Annotated in this window: 24 protein-coding genes; 16 read left to right on the forward strand and 8 right to left on the reverse strand. The window is 55.0% G+C overall.

Annotation, left to right across the window (positions count from 1 at the left end; all coding sequences use genetic code 11):
• Positions 1-6: 6 nt before the first annotated feature.
• The 3 genes from atpG to KRAC_RS25345 all read left to right on the forward strand — a co-directional run bounded on the left by atpG (position 7) and on the right by KRAC_RS25345 (position 2,869).
• Positions 7-900, forward strand: a complete 894-nt coding sequence (gene atpG, locus KRAC_RS25335) for an ATP synthase F1 subunit gamma (RefSeq protein WP_007912096.1) — start codon at positions 7-9, stop codon at positions 898-900.
• A 79-nt stretch (positions 901-979) separates the two neighbouring features.
• Positions 980-2,401 carry a F0F1 ATP synthase subunit beta gene (atpD, locus tag KRAC_RS25340; protein ID WP_040444906.1) on the forward strand — a complete coding sequence of 474 codons (1,422 nt, stop codon included), beginning with the start codon at positions 980-982 and terminating at the stop codon, positions 2,399-2,401.
• A 3-nt stretch (positions 2,402-2,404) separates the two neighbouring features.
• A complete protein-coding gene (locus KRAC_RS25345; protein WP_007912105.1) occupies positions 2,405-2,869 on the forward strand; it encodes a F0F1 ATP synthase subunit epsilon in 465 nt (154 codons plus the stop codon).
• A 77-nt stretch (positions 2,870-2,946) separates the two neighbouring features.
• Here KRAC_RS25345 and KRAC_RS70265 read toward each other — a convergent pair whose 3' ends face one another.
• Complete coding sequence (locus KRAC_RS70265) at positions 2,947-3,906, reverse strand: hypothetical protein (protein ID WP_157507039.1); 960 nt, start codon at positions 3,904-3,906, stop codon at positions 2,947-2,949.
• A 445-nt stretch (positions 3,907-4,351) separates the two neighbouring features.
• Between KRAC_RS70265 and gpmI the strand changes: the two genes are divergently transcribed.
• The gene (gene gpmI, locus KRAC_RS25355; protein WP_007912108.1) at positions 4,352-5,935 is read left to right on the forward strand and encodes a 2,3-bisphosphoglycerate-independent phosphoglycerate mutase; all 1,584 of its coding nucleotides are present in this window, start codon (positions 4,352-4,354) and stop codon (positions 5,933-5,935) included.
• A 180-nt stretch (positions 5,936-6,115) separates the two neighbouring features.
• Here the strand turns inward: gpmI and KRAC_RS25360 are convergent, their stop codons facing one another.
• The 3 genes from KRAC_RS25360 to KRAC_RS25370 form a co-directional block, all read right to left on the reverse strand.
• Positions 6,116-7,078, reverse strand: coding sequence for a hypothetical protein (locus KRAC_RS25360; protein ID WP_007912109.1), 963 nt, complete (start codon positions 7,076-7,078; stop codon positions 6,116-6,118).
• A 72-nt stretch (positions 7,079-7,150) separates the two neighbouring features.
• Complete coding sequence (locus tag KRAC_RS25365; RefSeq protein WP_007912110.1) at positions 7,151-9,016, reverse strand: glutamate mutase L; 1,866 nt, start codon at positions 9,014-9,016, stop codon at positions 7,151-7,153.
• Between the two features lie 25 nt (positions 9,017-9,041).
• Positions 9,042-10,703, reverse strand: a complete 1,662-nt coding sequence (locus KRAC_RS25370) for a hypothetical protein (RefSeq protein WP_007912111.1) — start codon at positions 10,701-10,703, stop codon at positions 9,042-9,044.
• Between the two features lie 394 nt (positions 10,704-11,097).
• On the opposite strand from KRAC_RS25370, the gene KRAC_RS25375 reads away from it, so the two are divergent.
• From KRAC_RS25375 to KRAC_RS25385, 3 genes are all read left to right on the forward strand, one after another.
• A complete protein-coding gene (locus KRAC_RS25375; protein WP_007912112.1) occupies positions 11,098-11,529 on the forward strand; it encodes a RusA family crossover junction endodeoxyribonuclease in 432 nt (143 codons plus the stop codon).
• Between the two features lie 105 nt (positions 11,530-11,634).
• Complete coding sequence (locus KRAC_RS25380) at positions 11,635-12,591, forward strand: DUF92 domain-containing protein (RefSeq protein WP_007912113.1); 957 nt, start codon at positions 11,635-11,637, stop codon at positions 12,589-12,591.
• A 15-nt stretch (positions 12,592-12,606) separates the two neighbouring features.
• The gene (locus KRAC_RS25385) at positions 12,607-13,101 is read left to right on the forward strand and encodes a DUF6789 family protein (RefSeq protein WP_007912114.1); all 495 of its coding nucleotides are present in this window, start codon (positions 12,607-12,609) and stop codon (positions 13,099-13,101) included.
• A gap of 58 nt (positions 13,102-13,159) precedes the next feature.
• On the opposite strand, the gene KRAC_RS25390 is transcribed toward KRAC_RS25385, so the two are convergent.
• Positions 13,160-13,528, reverse strand: coding sequence for a DUF4870 domain-containing protein (locus tag KRAC_RS25390; RefSeq protein WP_007912115.1), 369 nt, complete (start codon positions 13,526-13,528; stop codon positions 13,160-13,162).
• Between the two features lie 405 nt (positions 13,529-13,933).
• Between KRAC_RS25390 and KRAC_RS25395 the strand changes: the two genes are divergently transcribed.
• The 4 genes from KRAC_RS25395 (at position 13,934) to KRAC_RS25410 (ending at position 18,429) form a co-directional block, all read left to right on the forward strand.
• Positions 13,934-15,703 carry a bifunctional lysylphosphatidylglycerol flippase/synthetase MprF gene (locus KRAC_RS25395; protein ID WP_040444139.1) on the forward strand — a complete coding sequence of 590 codons (1,770 nt, stop codon included), beginning with the start codon at positions 13,934-13,936 and terminating at the stop codon, positions 15,701-15,703.
• A 194-nt stretch (positions 15,704-15,897) separates the two neighbouring features.
• Positions 15,898-16,245: a hypothetical protein gene (locus KRAC_RS25400; protein WP_007912118.1), complete on the forward strand. Its 348-nt coding sequence runs from the start codon at positions 15,898-15,900 to the stop codon at positions 16,243-16,245.
• A gap of 4 nt (positions 16,246-16,249) precedes the next feature.
• A complete protein-coding gene (holA, locus tag KRAC_RS62465; protein ID WP_157507042.1) occupies positions 16,250-17,308 on the forward strand; it encodes a DNA polymerase III subunit delta in 1,059 nt (352 codons plus the stop codon).
• A 5-nt stretch (positions 17,309-17,313) separates the two neighbouring features.
• Positions 17,314-18,429 carry a class I SAM-dependent methyltransferase gene (locus tag KRAC_RS25410; protein WP_007912120.1) on the forward strand — a complete coding sequence of 372 codons (1,116 nt, stop codon included), beginning with the start codon at positions 17,314-17,316 and terminating at the stop codon, positions 18,427-18,429.
• A 68-nt stretch (positions 18,430-18,497) separates the two neighbouring features.
• Here KRAC_RS25410 and KRAC_RS25415 read toward each other — a convergent pair whose 3' ends face one another.
• Complete coding sequence (locus tag KRAC_RS25415) at positions 18,498-19,118, reverse strand: hypothetical protein (RefSeq protein ID WP_007912121.1); 621 nt, start codon at positions 19,116-19,118, stop codon at positions 18,498-18,500.
• 293 nt (positions 19,119-19,411) lie between these two features.
• On the opposite strand from KRAC_RS25415, the gene KRAC_RS25420 reads away from it, so the two are divergent.
• Positions 19,412-19,867: a nuclear transport factor 2 family protein gene (locus KRAC_RS25420; protein WP_007912122.1), complete on the forward strand. Its 456-nt coding sequence runs from the start codon at positions 19,412-19,414 to the stop codon at positions 19,865-19,867.
• Between the two features lie 58 nt (positions 19,868-19,925).
• On the opposite strand, the gene KRAC_RS25425 is transcribed toward KRAC_RS25420, so the two are convergent.
• A complete protein-coding gene (locus KRAC_RS25425; protein WP_007912123.1) occupies positions 19,926-20,663 on the reverse strand; it encodes a ThuA domain-containing protein in 738 nt (245 codons plus the stop codon).
• Between the two features lie 356 nt (positions 20,664-21,019).
• Between KRAC_RS25425 and KRAC_RS25430 the strand changes: the two genes are divergently transcribed.
• From KRAC_RS25430 to KRAC_RS79685, 4 genes are all read left to right on the forward strand, one after another.
• A complete protein-coding gene (locus tag KRAC_RS25430) occupies positions 21,020-21,214 on the forward strand; it encodes an alpha/beta fold hydrolase (protein WP_040444142.1) in 195 nt (64 codons plus the stop codon).
• 274 nt (positions 21,215-21,488) lie between these two features.
• A complete protein-coding gene (locus KRAC_RS25435; protein ID WP_007912125.1) occupies positions 21,489-23,660 on the forward strand; it encodes a copper resistance CopC/CopD family protein in 2,172 nt (723 codons plus the stop codon).
• A gap of 47 nt (positions 23,661-23,707) precedes the next feature.
• Positions 23,708-23,851: a hypothetical protein gene (locus tag KRAC_RS71625; protein WP_007912126.1), complete on the forward strand. Its 144-nt coding sequence runs from the start codon at positions 23,708-23,710 to the stop codon at positions 23,849-23,851.
• Between the two features lie 3 nt (positions 23,852-23,854).
• Positions 23,855-24,379, forward strand: coding sequence for a DUF2851 family protein (locus KRAC_RS79685; protein ID WP_007912130.1), 525 nt, complete (start codon positions 23,855-23,857; stop codon positions 24,377-24,379).
• 248 nt (positions 24,380-24,627) lie between these two features.
• Here the strand turns inward: KRAC_RS79685 and KRAC_RS25440 are convergent, their stop codons facing one another.
• Positions 24,628-25,152, reverse strand: a complete 525-nt coding sequence (locus tag KRAC_RS25440; protein ID WP_274532136.1) for a tyrosine-type recombinase/integrase — start codon at positions 25,150-25,152, stop codon at positions 24,628-24,630.
• Between the last annotated feature and the right edge of the window lie 63 nt (positions 25,153-25,215).

Genomic DNA, 25,215 nt, shown 5'->3' on the forward strand with positions numbered 1-25,215 from the left:
AGGCTGATGGCATCGATTCGAGAAATTGGCCAGCGTATTCGGTCAATTAAAAACATTGCTCAGATTACCAAGGCCATGCAGATGGTGGCGAGCAGCAAGATGCGTCGCGCGCAGGACCGGGTTACACAGGCCCGCCCCTATGCCGACCAGCTGCGCGAGCTTGTCTCGCGCCTCGCGGCCGTTGGCTCCGAGGACCTGGGCGATGAGGTAGCGCTGCTGAAGCAGCGACCCGTACGCAAGATTGGCTACATTGTCATTTCACCTGATCGCGGCCTGAGTGGCGCGCTTCCCAGCAACGTCAACCGCAAGCTTGCGGCCAGCGTGCTTGAGGAGCAGCAACGCCTGGCTGAAAACGGCCAGCGTCCCGCCGTAGACTACGTCGCGGTTGGTCGCAAAGGTCGTGACTTTGTTGTGCGGACGAAACAGAACATGGTTGCCGAGTTCGTCAACCTGGGTGACCGTCCCAGCATGGGTGATGCCAGGGCTATCGCTCAAGTCGCGGTTGAGAGCTTTCTCAATGGCGATGTGGATGTGGTCTACATGGTCTATCCGAAATTCATCAACACGGTGACGCAGCAGCCAACGACGGTCCAGTTGTTGCCTGTGCAGCCGCCGACGTCTGAGGAAGGCGCGAAGGCCGAGAAGCAAGACTACATCTATGAGCCGAACCCACAGGAGATCTTCAAGGCTCTCCTGCCACGTTATGTGGATACCCTGGTCTACCAGGCTCTGCTGGAAATGGTCGCCAGCCAGTATTCCGCACAGATGATCGCAATGAAAAACGCGACCGATAGTGCGAACGATCTTATTCAAGATCTCTCTCTGACCTATAATAAAGCGCGTCAGGCCGCTATTACCACGCAGATTCTTGAGGTCGTGGCCGGTTCTGAAGCCGTCTAGAGATAGACCTAGACAGAAGCAAGCATACTGGTAGAGGCATGTGGAGGATACCGCAATGCCTCTATCTCTGGAGAAATATATGACTACAACACCTACTCGCACAAAGGGTAAAGTTGTACAGGTACTGGGAGTTGTCATCGACATCGAGTTTCCCGCCAACCAGCTGCCAGAAATCTACAACGAGGTGCGCATCCGCATAGCAGGTGCCGAGAAAGACCTCTCGCTTGAGGTTGAGCAGCACCTTGGCAATAACTGGGTTCGCTGCGTAGCCATGGGTCCAACTGATGGCTTACAGCGCGGTCTCGATGCCATCGACATGGGCGAGCCTATCGCAGTTCCTGTCGGCCCTAAAACCCTGGGACGTATCTTCAATGTGCTCGGCCAGGCCGTGGATAACAAGGAAGAGGTCGAGGATGCCCCTCGCTATCCTATCCACCGTCATGCCCCTACTCTTGAAGACCAGGTCTCAAACATTGAGATCTTCGAAACCGGCCTCAAAGTCATTGACCTGATCTGCCCCTTCATGAAGGGTGGTAAGATTGGTACCTTCGGTGGCGCTGGCGTCGGCAAGACCGTCACCATCCAGGAGCTGATCAACAACATCGCCAAGGGTCACGGCGGGTATAGCGTCTTCGCTGGCGTGGGTGAGCGCACCCGCGAGGGCAACGACCTCTACCACGAAATGATCGAAGCCGGTGTTATCGACCGCCTGGCCATGGTCTTCGGCCAGATGAACGAGCCTCCCGGTTCCCGCCTCCGCGTCGCGCTGACTGGCCTGACCATGGCCGAGTACTTCCGCGATGAAGAGGGTAAGGACGTTCTGCTCTTCATCGACAACATCTTCCGCTTCACCCAGGCCGGTGCTGAGGTATCCGCTCTGCTCGGTCGTATGCCTTCCGCCGTGGGTTATCAGCCCACCCTGGCTGAGGAGATGGGTGAGCTACAGGAGCGCATTACGTCGACGAAGAAGGGTTCGATCACCTCGATGCAGGCCGTCTATGTGCCTGCTGACGACTACACCGATCCCGCACCTGCAACGACCTTTGCTCACCTGGACTCAACCATCGTGCTTGAGCGCTCGATTGCTGAGAAAGCGATCTTCCCTGCCGTCGACCCGTTGTCTTCGACCAGCCGCATCCTCGATCCCCAGATCGTGGGTAATGAGCATTATGATGTTGCTCGCGGCGTCCAGAAGGTCCTCCAGCGCTACAAAGAGCTTCAGGATATCATCGCCATCCTGGGTGTCGATGAGCTCTCTGAAGATGACAAGCTGACCGTTACGCGCGCGCGTAAGCTTGAGCAGTATCTCTCACAGCCCATGACCGTCGCACAGGCCTTCACTGGCCGCGAGGGTCGCTATGTGAAGCTGAAGGATACTGTGCGCAGCTTCAAGGAGATCCTTGAGGGCAAACATGACCACATTCCTGAGAACTACTTCTACATGAAGGGTGCTATCGATGAGGTCGTGGCCGAGTACGAGGCTGATCAGAAGAAGGGGTAAGACATGGCAACAACGACAACACGCAATACCCTGCATGTCGAGGTTGTCACCGCCGAGCGTGAGCTATATAACGGGGAAGCTACCCTGGTAAGCGCTCCTGGCGTCGAGGGCCGTCTGGGCATTCTCCCGCATCATGCGGCCCTCCTGACCTTTCTCAAGCCCGGCGAACTGCGTATCGAACTGGGCGATGCCGAAGAGCCTTTCTTCGTCTCCGGTGGCTTCCTGGAGGTCTCGCATGATCGCGTGACCATCCTGGCAGATGCCGCAGAAGAGGGCGAAACGATTGACGAAGCTCGCGCACAGGAGGCCCGCCGCCTAGCGGAGGAGCGCCTCGTCGAGTCGCGCAGCCAGAACGATCGTGCTGAGGCTCAGGCAGCCCTGGAGCGTGCACTTAGCCGCATCAGGGTCGCGGAATATGCGCGCCGTCGCAGCCGCCGCCGCATTGACACGGCAGGCATGCAACAGTAAGAAACAAAACAAAAATATTGTCCGGGTTCGGAACGAACCCGGACAATATTTTTGTTTCTGCGAGAGCCATATATGGCTTAGAAGCTCCCGCCGCCACCGCTGTCGCCACCGCCTCCTCCAAAGTCTCCACCACCTCCTCCAAAGTCTCCGCCACCTCCTCCAAAATCTCCGCCGCCCTGATTACCACCAAAGTCTCCGCCGCCGCCGAAATCTCCACCACCTTGATTGCCACCAAAGTCTCCGCCCTGACCGTAATCATCTTCGCGCCTCTCGCGCTCACCCTGTTCACGGCCCAGTTCATAGCCTACCAGACCACCAGCCGCGGCACCCAGGCCACCAGCCGCCCAGGGATTCATCCCGCCACCCTGGTTATAGTTGGGTGGATAGGGCTGTCCATACTGATTGTAGGGCGGATAGCCTCCCGAAGGTGGTACATTGCGCCGACCAAAGAGGCCGCCAAAGCCACTGCCGCCACCGAAACCACCACCGCCACCAAAGCCACCGCCTCCCCGACGCCTGCGCGAGAAGACAAAGGCACCCAGACCCAGCAATACCAGCAAGCCCAGGCAGCAACAGAGCGTCGAGCCGCCAAAGGAGCTTCCATTTTGTGCGCCCAGGCCCATAAAGCCACTATTAGCATTGTGGAGCGATTGCAGGGCCGCAACCGTTGCGCCAGTGTAATCTCCACCGTGGAAATTACTACTAAAAGCGCTAGCGGCGTCATTATACTGGTTAGTTGTAAAGGGCTTTCCCGCAAACCAGACCCAATGATGGGTGGTATCTATCGCCATGACGACGTTATTGGAGCCACTCACCTTACTGGCTGTCGTCTGTTGGAAAGACGACTTGGAGCCGTTGAAGTTCGAAGTCGTATAGATGCTCACATTGGAAGACAGGGAATTCGCCGCGCTCTGTACGCGGCTTCGATTCAACACACCGGCGTTGTCATAGATATTGACAGAGTTCGCCAGTACGCTCAAGGTGGACATAAGCACAAGGCACAGCGCGGCAAGCAGCGCCATTGAACTCAGTCCCAAATGCCTCCTCATAGAAGGCCACTTTCGGTCTCTACGCATATGTACAAGTTCCTCCACTTAGCTCTATCGCACCTCATAGGAAATTTCTAGCATGTCACAGATTACTAACGTATCTCTGCTCGCTCTATCAAATCAACGTATGAGTAACATATTTCTGGATGCCCAACTCTATTTACTATACGCCCCCTTGCCTGTTTTCGACTCTCCGCAAGCAGATTCAGCCTCTTTAGAGCAACCTCCGTATCAAATACGTGCTACCATGAGAAATGTTGGAGATCTCTTGAAAGAGATTTACAGTAAAAGCAGAGGAGAGCATAGATGCCTCGCACGAGGCATCTATGCTCTCCTCTGCTTTTACTGTAAACATAATGCTCTACTCTTCCTCAGCATGCTACAATGGAGGGGCAAATGAGCACTACAATAACTTCGATGGAGTTCTGTTGATATGAGTATTACACCAGCTGGACACAAAAGCCCTTTTGTCCTTATCATTATGGATGGCTGGGGCATTAATCCGCGCACCGAGGGGAATGCCATTGCGCTGGCACGCACCCCCAGCCTCGATAAACTTGGGCGCGTGTGGTCCCACACAGCGGTCAAGACCTCCGGTGAGGCTGTGGGTCTTCCCGAGGGGCAGATGGGCAACTCCGAGGTTGGACACCAGAATATCGGCGCAGGCAAGCGTGTCCTGCAAGACTATACCCGTGTCAGTGAATCGATTCGCGATGGCAGTTTCTTTCAGAATCCCGCCTTCTTAAAGGCCATCGAGCATGTGAAGAAAAACAACTCCCAACTACATATCTGTGGCCTGCTCGGCAATGGCGGTGTGCACGCGCATGAGAGCCACCTGGAGGCCCTTCTCACCCTGGCTCATATGCATGACCTGGAGCGAGTGTATATCCACTCATTTACCGATGGGCGCGACGCCTCGCCCACTGGCGGGGTCGAGTTTATGAAACGCTTACAGGCCCGCGCACAGGAGATAGGCGGCGACCACACCGCCAGGGTCGCGACAGTCTCCGGGCGTTACCATGCCATGGATCGTGATAACCGCTGGGATCGCACTGGCAAGGCTTACCTGGCGATGACCAGGGGCGAGGGCTTGCAGGCCAGCTCAGCCCTGGAAGCCATCCAGCAGTCATACGATCAGAAAGTGACCGATGAGTTTATCCTCCCAACTGTCATTATGGAGCATGGCAAGCCTGTAGCTACCGTTCAGGCGGGAGATGCCGTCATCCACTATAACTTCCGCCCGGATCGCGCACGCCAGCTTACCAAGGCCTTTGTCATGCCTGAACTGCCTCCACAGGCCGAGGGAAAATTCGCGCGCGGCCCCAGACTCACCGACCTGGCCTTTGTCATGATGACTGAGTACGAAGCAGGCCTGGATGCCGGGGTAGCCTATCGTGCAGACGAGGTTGAGATGCCTCTGGCACGCGTCATTGCTGAGCGTGGCCTGCGCCAGTTCCATACCGCCGAGACCGAGAAGTACGCCCATGTCACTTACTTTATCAATGGGCGCCGCGAAACTCCGTTCAGCGGTGAAGATCGCGACCTCGTGCCCTCGCCTAAAGTTCCCACCTATGACCTGGAACCTGAGATGAGCGCGGCTGGCATTACCAGGACCGCCATCGAGCATATTCGCAGTGGCGACTATGATTTCGTGGTCATGAACTACGCCAACGCAGATATGGTGGGACATACTGGAGTGATCGATGCCGCCGTGAAAGCGGTTGAGGCCGTCGATGCGGGGGTTGGGCAGGTTGTTGAGGCCGCGCTCGCCACTGGCGGTAGCATCTTGATTACCGCCGATCACGGCAACGCGGAACAGTTGATCGATTACGATACCGGCAAACCCTTTACCGCTCACACCACTAACCCGGTCCCCTTCTACCTGATCTCGCCTCAACTGGCTCAGGCGAAACTACGCACCGACGGCATTCTGGCCGATGTCGCCCCCACCCTCCTACAACTGATGAATATTCCCCAACCCAAAGAGATGTCGGGGCACTCCCTGCTCCAATTCTAGCCACAAAGAGAAGTAGAGAGGGCGGGAGGCGCGGGGAGGCCGACGCTGCTGAAGCACGTCGGCCTCCCCGCGCCTCCCACATAGCTCAATATTACTACATAACGCTGTAAACGCTTGACAAGTTATCCACAAAATACTAGTGAATTTGTGGATAACTACCTTTATTTGTGGATAACCTCGTCATCCGATACGTTCCAGGTGTACGACAGGGACAATGATATGCGCTCCACTCTCTAGTTGCACACGCGCGGCACGCGTGCGAATGCCGGAGGGAAACTGCTGCTCATGAGAAAAGAGATGGTCCAGGATTCCACTCACACCCGCGTACTCTCCCCCCATGACACGCACCGGAACACCTATCTTTAAGGCATGTTTGGGCACAACTGGCTGCCAATCAGGCCCAGTCTCCTCCACTGGCAGCGAGATCACCAGTTCGGGCAACAGGCGATGCGCCAGGGAGGTCAGACCTGATAGGAGCGCGAAGGAGCCTTCATAGCTTTGCAATATGCCCTTCAAGCTCTCTGGCATGGGAAACTCGCCTACGCCTTCGGTAAAAAGCAGAGTTAACGGCGGGAAATAAGAGGAGGCCAGTTCAATATCCCGGCTGACGAAGAGTTGCAGCAGGTCGGTATGCAGAAAGCCTTCCAGGTCAGGCAGCGCAATACTGCTGGCAATCAGGCCTATGGCTTTCGCTTGTAGGGCCTGGTGCAGTAACGCGAGATTCGCCGGGCCGGGCACAATGAGCAGCGAACCAGGAAGCTCCTCGCTAATCGCCTTGCCATCCCACATGACCAGTTTCCCTACGACCTGGTAGCCCGCACCCATGCAGCCCTGAACAACAGCCGCGCGACTCTCAATAAGCACACCATTGCGCGGCGTCACAGCCAGAACACGCCCACGGAGACCAGAGAGCACCAGTTCAGGTGAGCCAGGTGAAGATGAAATAAGCCGTGGCGCGAGCAATGCTCGCGCCGACGGCTCATAAAGCGCTTTCGTTGCTTCGATTTGCAAAACAGGTTGGTCAGGCAGGACTTCCTGACCGGGCTGAACCAGGGGTATCGCTTTGATTGTGTGGGCACCAGGCCAGCGTTCGCGCTGCACCTGTATACGTGGAACCACCAACCGACCAAGAGAATTGGCCATGGCTTGACCTCCCGGATGCCTCTGCTTATTGCCAGGGTGCTACCGCACGCCCGCGTCCATTTTGAAAGGCACTTAGACGTTCAACGCCTGCATCCATTGTGTGAGGCGGGCATGCCGCTCCACATCATTTGCAGGAAGCGCCAGGGGACGCCCACGTGCGTCGATAATCAGGCCCACCAGGCCACCATCGATCTCTTCGGCAGCACGCGCACGCTCGCCAGGACCAAGACCCACATCAACGCCCGGCGCGGGGAAGAGGGTCAACAGGGCTTGCTCGTTTACCTTCAGAGGAATGACCTCGATAGAGCCAGCCATTACATCGACATTAATCTGGCGTCCGTTATTATATACTACACCAACACGCACGGCTAATTGCCCTGGTTTCAAATCGCCATAGGGGATCACACAGGTTCCCAGGCGGTGCGAAACGGCATCATTCTCATTCACCTGCACCGCAGCGATGGGCGCGATACCGGCAACAGCCCCCAGTTGTGAGATCAGCATGGTGCGATCCAGTACGAGTGACGTAATACCACGTGGCTGGAGCGCATCAAGCAGCATCATCGCCACCTGGCTATATTTGGGTGTATGGGCCAGAATACCGCCTGTAGCAAGAATGAGATCAGAGTTGAGTTCATCGCTGCTGGCCTTCTGAGCCTCCTCCATGGTGATCATCATTGCTTCACGCGCAAAAGCCTGGCTAAAGGCTAACTCGCGCGAACTCGTGGGGAGAGAGGCGGGATGCGCCATCTGATTTAGCGCGTACTGGCGCAGTTCCTCTTCCGTCACCACGAAAGGTAGCCAGCGACCGACACGTTGCCAACCAACACGCTGCAACAACGCGCTCAGGCCTGGCCCGACACCAATACCAGCATTTACGGTGGGCACAAATTCGCCCTGCTCACCAGCCAGCATCACTGTTGTTGTCAGCCCACCCACATCAACCGCGGTCACGTTCATGGCATAGTGTTGCGCCAGGAAACGCACCAGACTGCTCAGTGAGGTAGCGGTTGCGACAGGAGTGGCCCCACCAGACCACTCCTGTAAGCGCGCATACCCTGGCAAGCTCTGGATTACATTGCGCTCATGCAGGCCGCCAACAGCCAGACTCACCTGGCCCAACTGCTCGGAAGCGGTAAGCGCATCCAGGCGTGTCACGGTGGAGACACCATTGAGCATACGCCGCACGGCCTCTACATATTGGGGTGCCCCGGCATACAGGGTTGGCACTTCGACAGCCTTGCTCCCGAGTTCTTTGCGCTGGCGATCCGCGTTGGTCAGCAACTGGCACGCCTCTTGCAGAGGACTGGGGCCTGCGGGACTATCAGTCATGCCTACAATTAAGGCTCCCTGTGGTTGTAGCTCGCGCATACGCGCCAGCTGGCGCTCCCACTCTTTGGTGACGCGCTCCTGTGTCCAGGAGGAGGTCTCGGTGGGAGCTTTCTCCTCCGTCCCCGCTGCTCCCACTGAAAGAGGGGTCCGCGAGGTTGCCGCCTGAAACGAGGGGGCCGGGATAACGTGCATCTCCGCGTACAGGCCTGAAATCGCCTGAGAAGCGAGACTCTCTAATTTGGCATCGACCGCACCTAAAACGACCAGGCGCAGTGGACCACCCGCGCTGATAGTAGCAATAAAGGCATCCACCCCATCGCCATTTGACTGCTCTGGCGTCAGAACCAAGCCATCTTTCACCAGCTTACGGCCTGTCACGAACTCAATGGTGTTGAGCGCTTGCATCACACCCCGGGTTATATCTTCGTGCGGAGGTACGATAGTAGTTGGCGCTTCTCCACGCGCCATCAAGCGATACTGGCCCTCAACAAGCCCAAAAAGTGAGACCTTCGTAAAGACGGTCCCACAGTCAGCGACGAGCAATGAATTGGCCAGCGCGTGTTGTGCTGGCCCCCGTCCGACCTCTGGATAGGATTGTGTGTACATATCTGGATAACCACTCTTCTAATAATTAGCGGAAGAATAGCTCGCGGATCGCATTGAACAACCCACGTTTCGCGGGTTTCTGCGACTCCAATCGGGACGGCTCCGCCATTGGACCAATACCACTTTGTGAAGGCATCGCGCCGGGCATATTATTAGTACTATTTGGCATCTGCCCCATACTTCCCATAGGCATCGGACTGTTTCCACCCATGCTGTAAGGATTAGGATTCGCGGCAGGCGCGTTGCCATAGGCGTAGGGATTATTATAAATACCAGACATGCTCTGACCTTGCTGAGGCTGTGGCGGCTGCCCCATCATACCAGGCATTGCTCCCTGCATACCACCCGGTAATGAACCGCTCCCTGCATATCCACCTGGCTGAGGCATTGGCGAGGAAGTAGGTCCCTGTGGCATACCCACAGAGGCGGGACCCTGAACGCCTGGCGCTCCACCCATAAAAGGTGAACCGTTGCTCATTGGAACCGAACCTGGCTGTAATTGTTGTGGCTGCTGTGGCTGCATTGGTGGCTGCCCGGGGAATTGTGGCGCGGCCGAGGCCACGCCTAGCATTGAAGCGAAGACATTGGCTGCAACTTCACTACCCTCGGTGGAACTCACCTCACTACGTGGACGACTGGGTACACGCATGCTCGCCTGATTGGCACTTTGCGGACCTGTGGACGCGCTCCCCTGAGCGTAGCTTTCACTTTCGCGCATCCAGCTGGGCAGGGCATTTACATCAACAAAAGACGATGCAGAGATAGCCCCCCCAGTGTTCGCTGCCGGGTTCGACTGCGATGGAGCACCTTGTGCATTCTCGCGCATCCAGCCTGGAAGCGCATTCGCGTCAACCAGTGATGAAGCGGCAAAGCCTGGCTGAAACGACTGTGCGCTAGCAGGGCTCTGAGCGCCGCCCGCCTCATTTTCCTTCATCCAGGAGGGGAGAGCCTGTGGATCAATAAGCGAGTTGGCCGAGAAAGCACCGGAATTCACCTCTGCAGCCGCATTCTGCGTGGAATTGAAGGGAGAAGGTGCCTGTGTGAATGGCTCTGGCACAACTGGCATTGGAGGCATCGACGCTGGCTGCGGCGTCTGCGCGATATTTGGCATGGCTGGCGCAGGCTGCTGAGTAGGCGTCATAGGCGAGGAAGCCTGAGCCTGCGGATGGATCTGACGCATCCACTCGGGCAGCGCCTCGGAATCTACCAGGCTAGAGGCATTAAAGCCCTGAGGCAGAGGAGCGCTTTCATTCTTCTTCCCCTCATGCATCCAGGACGGTAGCGAATTCTCATCAATCAAGGAATTGGCGTCGAAGCCCTGCTTGGGCATGCCCCCCTCGCCAGTGGTCGCGGCCGAAAAGCCCGAGGGACGTAGCGGCACCTCTCCGGTCTCACCCCGCTCTGAACGCATCCATGTCGGTAACGATCCCTCTTCAACCAAGTCCCCAGCCGTAAAGCTCGCGGGGCTCTTGGGAGGCGCAGCCGGCATCTCTCCTGCTCGTAGCGATTCTAGCCACGCGGGAAGTTCCTGCTGGCCCTGCCCGCTCCGGTTAGGAGCCATATTTCCCGTCTGCCAGTTTTCAAGTGGCTGCCCATTTTCTACACTGCTAGCAAGCGGCGCACCACACATCTGGCACTGCCCCGCACTAGCAGGGGAGACATTCCCACAACGATTACATCTAATCACAATAACTCCTCACTTTCGCCAGTCGCGCTTGTTATACAACGTAGCCATGTACTTTCCTGCTAGGATACTCGCCCAACCACAAGAACAAGATGCTTCTAGCTGTACTATGCTGTGCGCAAGCGAAGCCCTGGCGCATTGACGAGACGCGCTTACAGCGTTCCAAAGTTGCTTTTACCCTTCAGAGCTTCTCCATACACGCGTGTGTCTCCAAGCGGGTGAACGCACCCGCTTCTTCATCTTTAAGCAGTGAAATAGCAGCCAACCATTTCCAGGTGCCAGGTCACAGACGTATTGTCGGTCAGATACGTATGATAATTTGCATAATAAGGCATGCTGATATGATACAATACACGCGTTGTCGATTCCAAAAGTACTACCTACCAGGAGACCATCCATGTCAGAACAGCCGCCAGCTCTGCTCCGTCTGACCCTCCCGCTTCCACCCAGCATCAACGAGCAATATGCGACGGTCAATGGACACCGCGTCAGCACGGCTGTTGCACGCCAATTTAAGCGCCAGGTGCGCGACGCCATACGCACGCTCGAACGCCAGGGTACACTCCATGATGCACTACGACAGCGATTTCAACAAGGTTATCTGGCACTCTTTCTGGACTTCTTCTTCTCCACCCCGCTCAAACGGGACCTGGATGGAGGACTCAAGATCACTCAAGATGCGCTTTGCCAGGAACTTAACATCAATGATAACCGGGTTGTCGACATCCATCTTACAAAGCACATTGATCCACTCCAGCCACATCTCTACGTTGAGCTTGAGGTCATTGACGACTGGCAGTTTGATAAAGAGTACATTCTTCTCGGCTAAACAGATTCCCCCTTGCCAGTCAACAAAGTCTGTCTCTATGATAAAACTGATAAGGATTATAATCTGTAACAGAATGCGCAAACAATTCTTTAAGAGGTACTTTTGATGTTTCTCCAAGCATGTAGACGCACCTATAACAGAGTTACTGGTCAGCCTCGCTGGCGTGAGTGTGCCATAAAAGACATGATTCGAGCTCCCAGGCACCAGGCCCCCCTGTCCAGTATGTTAACACACCAGCTCCCTCGTGTCGCTCTTGGCCTGCTCTTAAGCGCGGGTATTAGTACCCTCGCCTATCGCAGGCGCTCCCTTGATCGCAGTGGAGTCGCTGGCGCGGTCATCACCGGCACCTCCACTTTTGGGCTAGGAGGAAGCTCCTGGGGACTCTCGTTGATCTTCTTTTTTGTCTCGTCCAGCCTCTTTTCACACTTTCGCGCGCAAGAGAAGGCCGCCACCGCCGCTGACAAGTTTAGCAAGGGCGCACAACGCGACTTCGCCCAGGTCATGGCCAATGGTGGAGTCGCTTCGCTCCTGGCAGGCGCACACGCGTTTAGCAGCAATACCCAGGCAAGCCAGGCCTTGCACGCTGGCTATATAGGCGCGCTCGCCACGGCCAACGCCGATACCTGGGCCACGGAGCTAGGCGTTCTCAGCCCTCACGCTCCACGCCTGATTACGAATGGCCGTATCACAACGCCAGGTACCTCGGGGGGGATTACGCCCCTGGGAACCACGGCCTCGGCGGCGGGAGCACTCTCTCTGGGCCTTTTCAACTGGCTCATGCAGCCGAGAGATCGCTTTGCGCGCCGCCTACCTCTTATCGCCCTGCTCAGTGGCCTGACTGGTAGCCTCTTTGATAGCCTGTTGGGCGCAACCGTCCAGGCCATGTACTATTGTCCACAATGCGCCAAAGAGACCGAGCGCCGGGTCCATAATTGTGGGACACCGACCCTCTTTCTGCGCGGATCTCGTCATATCAATAACGATACAGTAAACTTCCTGGCTACATTGTGTGGGTCTATTGTAGCAATCTTTTTAGCAAGAGGCACGTCCCGCACACATTGAAGAGATGGAGACGATATGAAAAAAGTAGGGAAGGTGCTTCCAGGCTTGCTCGCTCGCGATTGGAAACCCGGACGAGCCGCCTTCGCAGGCCTTATAGCAACCTTCATTTATAGTATCGCCATGGAGAGCGATAAAGTTCTTATCGGGAACCGTTTTAGCGATGTACGCTTTCTAGAAGGGATGCTCGCTGGCGAGAAGCGAAGCAAACGCATCACCGCTCTGGCCTGGCTGCTACACCTCCTGAATGGTGTGGTCCTGGCGGAGCTCTATGCCGCGGTCATCAAGCGCTTCTTGCCAGGACCAGCCTGGCTACGGGGCACAATTTTTGGCGAGACCTTCGTCTTCGCCATCTGGTGGATTACGCCCCTGGCCGATAAGTACCACCCCTTGATTCGCAATGGCGAGATGCCCCACCTCTTCCGCTGGCGCTCGTTCTGGCAAAATATGCTCCGCCACGCCTCCTATGGCCTGGCTCTAGGGCTTCTCTATCCCAACAGAGATAATAAATAAGAGTGTGCGCTGGTGAACTGGCAGAGCCAGTTCACCAGCACACACTCTTATTTATTATCTAGATGATGTGCCGCACCCACTCACCTACAAAGGGCAGGCGATAATCGGGCTTGAGCCACGCCATAATCATTAGCCAGATCCAGAGTAGCGCCCAGGCCCACCACAACATATCAATAAACAGGCCCAGGCCAAAATTCGTGATCAAGCGCAGCAGAGGAATCAGGTTCAACATGGCTCGTAACATTCCGACCCCGTAAATCACCAGGGAGAGTGCCCCAAAAGTAATGAGTGATTGTAGGGCGTGCCAACGAACCTGGCGGTTCTTCTCAAGAAAGAAAAAGAATAGGCCCGAAACCCAGAAGAGTGCGTACGCCAGTACACGCTCAACACGCTCATTCAAGCCTAAAGAGGTTGCTCGATGCATCATTACCCTGCTCCTCATTTTCCTAGCTGTATAGCCTTATGCATACATGCTTCATCAAGTCTTTTGCTTGTCTTATATACGCATTGCTCAATAGATGTGTTGCAAGCACCTGTACCAAATCGGTAATATAGACGAGACGTTTTGGGGTAGGTATACGTCTATTATCAATAGGAGACGCTGCACCCAGACAATCACCAAAACAATGTATTTTTGTGGCACAAAAATACATTGTTTTGAACATAATTATACTTTGTGTAGTAACTGCTTACATGGGGAGTTTCCAGGACATTCCCCCTATTCAAAATGTCCTCTCCGTAGGGAAGGGTGAATTTCAGTCAAAGAAAGGAGCGCGGCCTTCCTTCCTCAACAGGTGACACGGAGTATGGTGCCGCTTTCTGTAATAGCTCTATGCAAAAAGAGAGTGTTTCACTTCGCATCCCAGCCAACCGACCATTAAAACATATTGTGTGCTATGCCCTGGCAGTAATTACATGCCTGGTTGGGCTTTCAGATATGCTCTCAGCGTTTCTGCCCAGGTTTGATTGGATCTTACAGTTTGGTCAGTGGCCAGCGATGCTGCCCCATACGCAACTACGCGCGCAGGTACTCACCGTTGTAGTGGGCTTTTTCCTCATTATGCTCTCGTATGGCCTGGCACGGGGGAAGCGTCACGCCTGGCTGATCAGCATTTTTCTGCTCCTCCTCTCTGCAATCTTTCTGCATGTGCTTCGCGGTGGCTCGATCCTGGCTACCGTTAGTGCAATGGTTCTGGCCATCTTGATAGCCTGTTCAGTTCGCTTCTTCCAGGCACGCAGCGATCCACCTTCGGTTCTACGTGGTTACGCCGCCCTGGTCCTAAGCCTGGGCATCGTCTTCTTCTACGCCATCGGTGGCTTCCTGGCCCTCTTTGACGATCTAGAACCAATCTCGCGGCGCATCGGCTTTACAGGCCTGATTTTCCGCATTTTTACCCGCGCACACCTGCATGTTCCGATGTCATCGCCAGCCTTTCTCTTCGCGCCCATTCTGCGCACGCTTTGCATCTGTGCCGTGCTCTATGGTATGATCCAGATCTTCCGCCCCGTGGCCGCCGCCTTCCTACCTGCGCATACTGAGCGTCGCAAGGCCCGGGAGCTAGCCCATCTCTACGGCAAAAACTCCATCGCCTACTTCGCGCTCACCGAAGAGAAGCTCTACTTCTTCTCTTCCTCAGGGCGAGCAGTCATTAGCTATGTCCTGGAGGGCAGTACAGCAGTGGTAGCAGGCGACCCCATTGGACCAGAGACGGAACTCCCCATTATCATGCGTGAGTTTGTAGAATTCTGCAATAAGCAGGATTGGACCGTGGTCTTCTGGCAGATCCGTGATGAGTTAAAACGGCTTTATCAAACCCTGGGTCTGCACCTGATTAAAATTGGTGAAGATGCAGTCATCAACCCCCAGACCTTTACCTTGAAAGGTGGGGCGATGGCCAATGTACGCTCAAGCGCCAAACGCGCCGAGAAAGACAACGTTCATATCGACTTCTACAAAGGTCATTTGACCGACCTGGAACAACTTGCGCAGATGGAGGGCATCTCACAGCGTTGGCTCGATGAAAAAGGCGGCACAGAGATGGGCTTTAGCATGGGGCACTTTGATCCCACGGGTGATGAAGAGCTGATCTATGCCGTTGCCGTCGATGACCATAACAAGGTTCACGCCTTTGTCTCTTTCGTGCCCATCTATGGTCGCAATGGTTGGGGGCTTGACCTGATGCGCCGCGCCGAACAGCCCGCCCCTGGCACCATGGAGCTACTGCTTGCACGCTCGATTGAATTCATCAAAAATACGGGCGCGACCATGATGAGCCTGGGCCTGGCACCGCTCAGTGATGTTAACGCGGATGATGATACCTTCCTGGGGAGCAGCATCGATTTCCTGAGTAATCGCTTTGGCGATCCCACCAAGAACCAGTCACTCTTCAACTTCAAAAAGAAGTTTCATCCCGCCTGGGAGAGCCGCTTCCTGGTCTACTCAGATGCCCTGAGCCTGCCTAAGATTGGCTGGGCACTCTATCGCGCCCACCAGGATGTCTCTATGCTCAGCGTTATACGCCATAGCCTCAAACAGTGGCATATGCAACGCCGCCTTAAGCGCTTGGAGATGCTCAAGGCAACCCAAACAAGCGCAGTCTAGGCCCTGACAATAATAAGCTGCTCAGAGAAAAGAGGGTGAGGTGGCGGGATTGGCTGCGCCAATCCCGCCACCTCACCCTCTTTTCTCTGAGCAATTTCTACCTCAGTTGTCGCACTGGCGAAATTGCCGTATAATTGAAAATAGTTTTGGAACATAGTCTATCAACTCTAACCATCCTTCAGGAGGCTGCTATAATGGCTTTGCATATCAACCCACTTGATGGTATTTTCATTGGTGATTTCTTTGGTTTTCTCATCTCGCTGCCAATCGCGCTCTTTCTCGCGTTCTGGTTTAGCGCGATTAAGCACCGCGTCTTCGCGATTCTCGGAGCATTCCTGGGATCTTTCATTGGCTTTGTAGCGATCTATGCCTGGGTTGGTACCCTGGTTTCTGATCCCCCTGTGCTCTCCTCGAATCCCGGTGCGGCCTTCTTCGCCTCGGCGCTCTTCTGCTCCATCCTCGGCCTGGCTGGCGGTGTTTTGGTCGACGTTCTGGTGGCAAGCAGAAGCAACCGCGATTATCGTCGTCCCGCTCACGAATAGCCTTTTGGCTTTAGACTGCACACGTATGTTCTACCTCCTGCATGGCGATGATGAGTTCACCAGTCGCGAACTTCTCAAAAAGCTGCGTCAACAAAGCGATTTCGGCTTCAACCAGGATACCTATGATGGTACGACGGCGGATCTGAAAACGATTATGATGGCCAGCGGAACACAGCCTTTTCTCTCTGAGCAGCGCCTGGTGGTTATTGATGGACTCCCCAAGAAGAAACGCGGAGAGTCCTCAACCACCTCTGCTGCTCCGCAGGAGGAGGCCACTAAAGGTGCCAGGGGAAAGCGTAGCAAGAAAGGCGCGAAGGGTGGCGCCCTCACGCGTGCTGCCTATGAGAAGGCCCTAGCAGAACACGTCGGTCAGATGCCAGAGAGCACTGTGCTCATTCTCATCGTTGAAGAAGCCCTGGACAAGGCAAATCCCTTGGTCAAGGCCGCAGAGCAACATGGGAAAGCTACGCTGAGCACACAGCCCCAGGGAGCACAGCTCGAACGCTGGATCACCGCGCGTGCGCGCACCCTGGATGTCAAGATCGCACCCGAGGCGACCGCTTTACTCGCTAACTTTATCGGCAATCAGTTGCGCTTACTGGCCAATGAGCTGCAAAAGCTGGCCACATATGTGGGTCCAGGCGGCACGATTACCGTGCAGGAGGTACGTACCCTCTCGGCGCAGGTGCAGGAGGCACGCATCTTCGATCTCACCGATGCCCTGGCCCAGAAGAATCGCAAACAGGCGCTCAATATTCTCCATGACCTTCTGGCCGATGGGGAAGCCCCTCTCAAGCTGATAGGCCTCATCACCTCCCAGGTACGCACCCTGCTCCTGGTCAAGGAACTGGCCCAGAAGGGGATGCGCGGCGGACAGGTCGCCTCTACCCTGGGTATCGCACCCTTTGTGGCGGAGAAAGCCTTGCGCCAGGTGCATAATTTTAGTACGGCCCAGCTTGAACATACCTATCGCCAGCTCCTGGATACCGACGCGGCACTCAAGCGTAGCCGCCTGGAGCCAGAGATGGCGCTCGACCTGCTGGTCGTTAACTTCGGCACATAGAGCACATGCATACAACCACACCACTTCAAGCACATATTCTTGACACCATACGCCAGCACGGCCCCATTCCCTTCGCTGAGTATATGCGGATGGCCCTCTATGAACCAGGGCAGGGCTACTATGTCAGCGGCAAGACACGTGTGGGCTGGGAGGGCGATTTCTTCACCAGTAGTGATGTCTCCGAAATCTTTGCCCACTGTACGGGGCGGCAACTGCTCCAGATGTGGGAGATGCTCAAGCAACCTGCACACTTTCTCGTGCTGGAACAGGGGGCCAATCGGGGCCTCTTAGGAGAGGGCATCCGCGCCTGGGCGAGCCAGGAACACCCAGCCTTTCACCAGGCCTTGCACTATGTAAGCAGCGACATCGGCGCGGGTGAGGATGCCCTCTCAGTCGCTTCTGAACAGGCGCCTACTGTCCTGCTCTCCAATGAGCTGGTGGATGCCTTTCCAGTCCATCTCGTTGAGAAGCGTGGCAGTGAGCTGTATGAGGTCTACGTAGGCGAACAGAATGGGAGGTTCGGTGAGCTGCTCCAGGCACCCAGTAGCGAGGAGGTCGCGAGCTACCTGGATGACTATAAGATTCCCTGGCGCACCTACCCCGATGGCTGGCGCGCCGAAATCAACCTGGATGCTCGCCATTGGATGAGGCGCTCGGCCCAGCTCCTGCTCGGCTCAAATCCCAAACGCAAGCGACGCGGCTTTCTCCTGGCTATTGATTACGGCGACCTGGCGCGCCAGCACTATATCCCTGAGCGCTTTACCGGAACGCTGGCTTGCTACTACCAGCACCAACTCACCGAACGCCCTTTACTGCGCCCCGGAGAGCAGGATATTACCGCGCACGTCAACTTCAGCACGCTCATTGAAGAGGGAAGGCGCCAGGGACTGCGCCTCCATAAATTCACGACGCAGCGCGCCTGGCTCACAGACATGGGAATCTACGAGGAACTAGAACGTATCCGTCAGCGCGATTTTGCCGCGCTCGATGATATCCAGAATCGGGCCAGCGACCAGGGCCAGGTACAATTGCTCCAGTGGTACAATGTGCGCCAACGCGTCTCCGCGCTGACCAGCCCGGGCGGCCTGGGCGGCTTCAAAGTCTTAATCCTCAAACGCTAAATAGTTTGTTTACGAAAGAGAAGGCCAGGGGCATGCCCCCCGTCCTTCTCTTTCGTAAACAAAGGTTACTAGCGCTTACGGGGATAGGTATAGTTATCGTAGCTATGACTATTGCCAGGGCCCGCGCCTGTTTGTGGAAAGCCCACGAGCAGATTATCCCAGATGGTACCACTGCTGGTGCTGGTAGTCGGAGTCGCGTTGCTCGTACTCGTGCTCAGAGGGTTCACCTGGCTGCTCTGACTGGTATTAAACTGCGCGAGTTGCTGGCTATTCAACTGCAATTGCCCACAGGCCACACTCGGTCCAGAGGCGTCTCCCCGGCGCACATCAATCCACAATCCCTGTTGTAAGTTGGCATTGAGATCATTGTGCCCAACCGTTACCAGGGCGTTTCCTCCCTGGTCTGAAGCCACCGTGCCAATTGTTGCGACTGAACTGCCTCCACAACGTCCCTTATCCAGAGTGACCACGTACTCGAAGTTGTTTTTCAAACCCTGCAATGCCACCTGGAAGTCGCTTCCACCTCCGCTCTGTTTGGGGATAAGTTGAGCTGTTCCCGAAGCATTGGAGCCATCTACAGACTTCAACGGCGCATTACCAGCATTCGCTATATACTCTGGACGGAAGAGAAACACGAGGAACACAATCAAAGCCACAACGAGAAATAGCTGTATCCCTCGACTCAGCATACACCCCTCCTTAACACTACACAACAACACTACGCATAATCTATAGCTCTGCTATTCCTACATGTAGTATAGATCATTAAAGTGCGTATCGGCAAGATGAATGTTTTTAGTCCTAATACCTTATTAACTTGCTCGTCTTATTTCTATCCCAGCGATACTACTCAGCCTAACTTTGAGGAGCGTCTTTTTAGTAGGGGTGGTAAGCACAAGCAGGGATCTACTTCTCGCCTCCACAAAGCGTGTCTCTCTTAGAAGCGTTATAATATCCCTGGCATAGAGAGGAGCATATCAAGATGAGCGAGAGAGAGATCGATATTGTGCGCGAGTTTATGTCGGCGCTCGACAATAATGAGCAGGATGTCTATGAGGGCTACCTGTCCGATAACTTTGTTTTCTCGGGCTGGACCCCCAGGCCGCTGGACCGACATGGATTTTTAGAGGTCGTACACGCGCTTGAGGAGGGTTTTCCTGGTCTCACCTATCATTTGCACAATGTATTGGAGGAGGGCGAAAACAAGGTCAGCGCAACCTGGCAGGTTACTGGCTATCAAAGTAATTCATTTATTATTCCAGTATTAGGGACGCCACCAATCCCACAAACCGCCCAGAGCATCTCCATGCCCTCGGAGAATGTCATCTACATTCTGGGTGACGAGAAGATACAGCGTATCGAGATCGAGCAGATTTATGGTGGCGGCATCAAAGGCTTAATCGCGCAATTGGGGATCGACATTCCCATCGTACAGTGATAAATAAGCACGAGGCAAGCAATGATTGCTTGCCTCGTGCTTATTAACAAGAGTTCGCTTATTTGGAGCCTTCCAGGGCGGGAGTATTGCCAAAGACGCGAGGCTGTCCCGGCGTGGGCGCGGCCCAATGCACCCCGTTCACAATTACGCGCTGTACATCTTTATTATGGTAGGTTGGCAGCGTTTCGTGGCCAGGGCGGAAATAGAAGATCTTGCCGCGACCTCGTGTATAGCAGGCGCCACTACGGAAAACCTCTCCACCAGTAAACCAGCTAATAAAGACTAGCGTCTCGGGGGTGGGAATGTCGAAGTGCTCGCCGTACATCTCCTCCTCTTCGATCTCAAAGTAGTCGCCCAGGCCCTCAGTAATGGGGTGTCCTGGCGCAACAACCCAGAGGCGCTCACGATCACCGCTCTCGCGCCATTTGAGGTCGCAGGTTGTGCCCATCAACTTACGAAAGATTTTGGAGAAATGCCCAGAATGCAACACGATCAGACCCATACCGTCCAGTACGCGCTTGTACACGCGCTCGACGATCTCATCACTGACATCGCCATGCGCCATATGCCCCCACCAGGTCAGCACATCTGTTGAATCCAGCACTTCCTGGGTCAGGCCATGCTCTGGCTCATCAAGGGTCGCAGTGCGCACCTCCAGGCCTGCCTCGCCGAGAAAACCGGCGATAGTTTTATGAATACCTTCTGGATAGTGCTTCTGAACCTCTTCGCTGTGGCGTTCGTGGCGAAACTCGTTCCACACTGTTACGCGTAGTTTCGTGGATGAACTTGCAGTCATCGCACCCTCTTTCTAGCTTCTCTACATGCACTTATTTTCACTACAGCCTTCGCCAACTCCTGTAGGCAAGGGCCAGTTCACCTTCATTGTAACACTTGCGCTCAGCAATCAACCAGAGAGCGCTGGGTGCTCTCTAGGTTTTACAGCTCTTCTGCCATCTGCCCCGGTTCGCAAGCTCACCGGGGGTGAAGGGATGAGACGGCTGATTGGCTGGCGGAGCCAGCCAATCAGCCGTCTCATCCCTTCACCCTAAGCACCGCAGGCGCGAATGCAAAAGCAGAGACCAGCTTGCTCTCATCCCTTCACCCTGAGCACCGCAGGCGCGAATGCAGAAGCAGAAACCAGCTTGCAAGGGTATGACCAATCAGCAGTACTCCATCCTACAGCAGGGCATTCCCGATAGCCAGCTCGTGCTTTTTGCAGCAAGCGCACACTATGCGCACCTGGAGGAGCCAGAGGCCTATCTCGCTACGCTTAGCACCTTTCTGGAGCGGATTGAGCGTGAGCAGCAAGAACAGAGCCACAGCAGTATCCAGGTGAAACTTATCTAACAGTACCCACGTACATATAGAACCTTAATATGTTGCGACATACGCCTGCCTGAGGTACAATCCACATACATACATCTATCTAAACTTCCCGTCCGTGTAAAACTGAGATATATTTGTTCTACAATATAGACATGCTTATAGCTGATAGCTGCATGTACTGGCTGGTTTTTTAAGATCTTATTCCGAAACCCAACGTCACTGGCGTGCCTAGCGCTTCGCGCTCAGGGTTTTCGGATCAGAAGTAGGTAGAGAAAAGTAAGGCTTCAAGGTCATCATGCAAAAGCGCAGACTGCTTGTTATTTTACTCTCATGTATCCTGGCTCTGGTGATGCATACGGGCTGGCTACTCTGCACGCCCCCACCAGTCGCGCAGGCGCACGCCTTCGTCATTGGCTCTGACCCGGTTGACGGCTCGACGATCGCCAAAGTCCCCAGCGTCGCACATATCACTTTCAATGCCCCTATTAGTACGCTCAGTAGTGCTCATATTTACTCACTACAGAAGGGAACGCTTGTCGATGTCACCGATGGACAGGCCAGCGTCTCTCATGCTAATCCACGCCAACTCAACATTCCCCTCCAGTCCCCCGATTCTCTGCCCGAAGGTAGCTATGAAATCAAGTGGGTCGCGGTCGCGGCGAATGATGGACAAACAACCAACGGTATTATAGGCTTTGATGTCGCGGTCTCCAGCCTGGGTATCTCGGGGCAGAAGGTACTTGGCCCAACAACAAGCAATAATCTCTATGGCACAGGTGGCTCTCGCCAGTTCACGACTCTGAGCATCCTGAGCGTGGGCTGGGACTGGCTCGTTCTCATTGCGCTCACCTTCTGGATAGGCTTGCTCATCACAGAGAACTGGATTCTTGCCAGGCAATCACGTATCCAATCGTTGCTCGAAAGAGCACGCAAGCGCACCACCTCGCTACAATGGTTCTGTTTATGCGCGCTGCTGATTGGCGAAAGTGTGACCTTTATCCTGCGCGTGGCTCAGATGTCACAGGCGCTTGATAGCAGTTTCTCTGTCAGTTCTGTGCTCGCGATGCTCCTGCAAACCACGTATGGCATTCTACTCATCATCCGCCTGGCGCTGATCCTCGTCGCGATGGGTCTCCTCTATTGGACGCGGCGCACAAGCCTGAAGAACTATCCAGCCACTCCCACCCCGCGCCTGGTCACGCGCACCGGCGTTCTGGGTTCAATCACAGGCTCCCTCAGCCCAGTCACAGGGCAGCTCGGCATCGTTACTAGCTCGACGCGCACTCTGAACACGACGGGCGCAAGCATTACCAGTTCACTGAAGCAACCTACCGACTCAAATCCAGGCAAGAAGGCCTCGAATCCAGGGAAGCGTTCATCCAATCCAGGGACGACGCGTAGCCTGACACACGATACGCGCGAGGTCACACGCGATCAAGAGAGCAGGGCAAACAGGCTCGCCTCTTCACAACATGGCTATGCGCCAATATGGCTCGCCCTGGGCGGCTTGATCCTGCTCACACGTTCGCTCTCAAGCGAGGCCGCGCAGGTCTTGCAACCACATGCCAGCGCGGTCCTCTTCGATTGGATCAGCCTGGTCAGCCTTGGCATCTGGTTGGGTGGGCTCACCTACCTGGGCTTTATCCTGTTTCCGCTCCTCTCAGCAGTCGAGCGCGATCACTACGCCGATGCCCTGGTGGTCATCCAGCGACGCTTCACGCCCTTCCAGCTTGGTAGTATCGCGGCGCTCCTGGCAAGCGGTTTCTACCTCTGTGAAGCCAGCATTCCGAACCGAGAGGCGTTCTTGCAAGACCCCTATGGGCGCACGTTGCTGGTCCTGTTTGTGCTCCTCGTGCTGATGTTGATCTTAAGCTGGGTCGGCATGGCGGTGTTACGGCCTAAGTTGATGCGCCAGGCGCTCTTCCTGCCGGTCGTTACCTCAGACCTACCCACACGTCGCGCTCGCCAGTCCGTCTTGCTTAACACCGGGCGCACGCTCAAACAGGTGGTCAGCGCGCAGTCGATCATAGGCGCTGGTGTGCTGCTCTGCCTGGCGCTCCTGGCCTTTTACGCACCCCCTATTGTCTATCCCGAGGTAAACTATAACACCAGCACCTCACAAGCAGCCAATGCGCCAACTACGCAGACACGCCAGGTGGGCAATCTCTCGCTCTCGCTACTGGTGACGCCAGCCAGGCTCAACGAGAGTAATACCGCGATCCTGACCATCAAAGATGCAGCGGGGCAACCCGTCACCGATGCCCAGGTAACACTCACCCTCAACATGGTGGCCATGGATATGGGAACAACACAGACAGTCGTCAAAGGCAACGACAGCGCAACCTATGTCGCTGTCTTTGACAAGCAACAGACCTTTAGCATGAGTGGCGTCTGGACGGTTGACGTCAAGGTCACACGGGCCGGACATGATCCAGTCCAAACTCAGTTTCAGGTAAACATCAATTGATCAGAAATGTAGACGAAGTTAGTTTGAAGGTGGGAGGCGGTTCTTCGATGACAACACCTAAGCATCAATCTACGGGGAAAGCACGAGCGGTGAGCGCTCGTGCCATCGCTGAAGCAACAGAACAGGCCATCCGCGCCGCTATCGCACAGTTCAAAGCGGTAAGCGCCACGAAAAAGCGCAGAGAGCGGTAAGCGATGCTTCTCCTTGCCGAGCAGTCATACAGGCACCTACCGGATGAGATAGAGGTTGCGCGTCGCTGGTGGCGCCTGCCTCTAGATACGCTTCTGCCTCTGGATACGGGCGAGACCTATCAACTCCTCTTCGCCGGGCGCCCCGGAGGCTCTAAAGGGCCGGATATACGCGACGCGGTCCTACGTCCCCTGGCATCGTCCTCGCCACTAGCCCCAGCTGGCCTGCGCCAGGTCCTCCAGGCTCCGCGCCTCTGTGGCGATGTTGAGTTTCATGTGCGCGCCAGCGATTGGTACGCACATCACCACGAGAGCGATAGACGCTATAACCAGGTTGCAATATCTAAAATAGGCTCCGCATCTTTGTGCATAAGGGCAAATGCTGTATCAATAGTCAAACGAAAAAGCAGAATACCTAGCATTGCAATGTACCATGCCAGAGGGAAACGTGTATACCACACATTCTGCTATTTGTTTCTATATCGGAGCAAAGCCAAATTCCCTACATTAATAACGCCAAATGTGCAATAAATAGTCAACTGGTGGACAGGAAAGTTGAAAATGACTTTGAGTAGTAACAATATCGACGTTGCTGAGATTGAAACAATAAGCGTAGCTCTTTGATTCACTAAAAAGGCTCTCCTGTGTATTGATGTGCTTCTAAACATTGTACCTCATTAAGACTTCATTGCAGAAGGCACATGAGCATCAAGACTAGGTTAAGAAAATTTTACGCCCTGGTTGGTTATGTTGCTTGCTTCTGCATATCTCAGAATCCTCTACAGAGGAAGGAACTTACTACTACTCTGGTTAGGCTTTGCGTGTACATACTTGCCTGTCGTGGCTAAGTTCTCATGTCCTAGCGTCTCTCTCACGAGGTTTATAGGTGCTCCTCTGTCGAGGCTGTGGGAAGCATGGGCATGTCTAAGCCAGTGTGGTGAAACATTCCCCTTCACACCAGCCTTCTTAGCTGCTTCCGCTACGACGCGCTCTACCTGTCGTGTATCGAGAGCCTTACCACCTTTGCGAGAGCGGAATAGGGGGCTGTTTCCTTCTGCCTCTCCTCTCAGGGCTAGAAGCTCGCTATACATCGATGCTGATATAAGTACCTGCCGTGTTTTGCCACCCTTACCAAAGACCGTTATTTGTGCCTCACCTTCAGAGCGTGGGGTGATATCATCCCAGGTAAGAGACGCGACCTCACTGACACGTAAGCCACAATGATAGAGCAAGCGTAGCAAGGCATGGTTACGAGGGTTGTCTTTCTGGCTCCCGATCAGCATAACTGTGTCTTCTTCCGACATGATGCGTTGTGCAAGGGTATTCTTTAGCTTTGGGAGCTTGAGAGCCGCCCCTACGTTCAGAGA

It is taken from the genome of Ktedonobacter racemifer DSM 44963, assembly GCF_000178855.1.
In the GTDB taxonomy this organism is placed as follows: domain Bacteria; phylum Chloroflexota; class Ktedonobacteria; order Ktedonobacterales; family Ktedonobacteraceae; genus Ktedonobacter; species Ktedonobacter racemifer.

Coding starts and splice junctions, on each gene's coding strand:
- atpG (WP_007912096.1), top strand. CDS start 7: ATGGCATCGATTCGAGAAATTGGCCAGCGTATTCGGTCAATTAAAAAC.
- atpD (WP_040444906.1), top strand. CDS start 980: ATGACTACAACACCTACTCGCACAAAGGGTAAAGTTGTACAGGTACTG.
- KRAC_RS25345 (WP_007912105.1), top strand. CDS start 2,405: ATGGCAACAACGACAACACGCAATACCCTGCATGTCGAGGTTGTCACC.
- gpmI (WP_007912108.1), top strand. CDS start 4,352: ATGAGTATTACACCAGCTGGACACAAAAGCCCTTTTGTCCTTATCATT.
- KRAC_RS25360 (WP_007912109.1), bottom strand. CDS start 7,078: ATGGCCAATTCTCTTGGTCGGTTGGTGGTTCCACGTATACAGGTGCAG.
- KRAC_RS25365 (WP_007912110.1), bottom strand. CDS start 9,016: ATGTACACACAATCCTATCCAGAGGTCGGACGGGGGCCAGCACAACAC.
- KRAC_RS25375 (WP_007912112.1), top strand. CDS start 11,098: ATGTCAGAACAGCCGCCAGCTCTGCTCCGTCTGACCCTCCCGCTTCCA.
- KRAC_RS25380 (WP_007912113.1), top strand. CDS start 11,635: ATGTTTCTCCAAGCATGTAGACGCACCTATAACAGAGTTACTGGTCAG.
- KRAC_RS25385 (WP_007912114.1), top strand. CDS start 12,607: ATGAAAAAAGTAGGGAAGGTGCTTCCAGGCTTGCTCGCTCGCGATTGG.
- KRAC_RS25390 (WP_007912115.1), bottom strand. CDS start 13,528: ATGATGCATCGAGCAACCTCTTTAGGCTTGAATGAGCGTGTTGAGCGT.
- KRAC_RS25395 (WP_040444139.1), top strand. CDS start 13,934: ATGCAAAAAGAGAGTGTTTCACTTCGCATCCCAGCCAACCGACCATTA.
- KRAC_RS25400 (WP_007912118.1), top strand. CDS start 15,898: ATGGCTTTGCATATCAACCCACTTGATGGTATTTTCATTGGTGATTTC.
- KRAC_RS25410 (WP_007912120.1), top strand. CDS start 17,314: ATGCATACAACCACACCACTTCAAGCACATATTCTTGACACCATACGC.
- KRAC_RS25415 (WP_007912121.1), bottom strand. CDS start 19,118: ATGCTGAGTCGAGGGATACAGCTATTTCTCGTTGTGGCTTTGATTGTG.
- KRAC_RS25420 (WP_007912122.1), top strand. CDS start 19,412: ATGAGCGAGAGAGAGATCGATATTGTGCGCGAGTTTATGTCGGCGCTC.
- KRAC_RS25425 (WP_007912123.1), bottom strand. CDS start 20,663: ATGACTGCAAGTTCATCCACGAAACTACGCGTAACAGTGTGGAACGAG.
- KRAC_RS25430 (WP_040444142.1), top strand. CDS start 21,020: ATGACCAATCAGCAGTACTCCATCCTACAGCAGGGCATTCCCGATAGC.
- KRAC_RS25435 (WP_007912125.1), top strand. CDS start 21,489: ATGCAAAAGCGCAGACTGCTTGTTATTTTACTCTCATGTATCCTGGCT.
- KRAC_RS71625 (WP_007912126.1), top strand. CDS start 23,708: ATGACAACACCTAAGCATCAATCTACGGGGAAAGCACGAGCGGTGAGC.
- KRAC_RS79685 (WP_007912130.1), top strand. CDS start 23,855: ATGCTTCTCCTTGCCGAGCAGTCATACAGGCACCTACCGGATGAGATA.
- KRAC_RS25440 (WP_274532136.1), bottom strand. CDS start 25,152: ATGTCGGAAGAAGACACAGTTATGCTGATCGGGAGCCAGAAAGACAAC.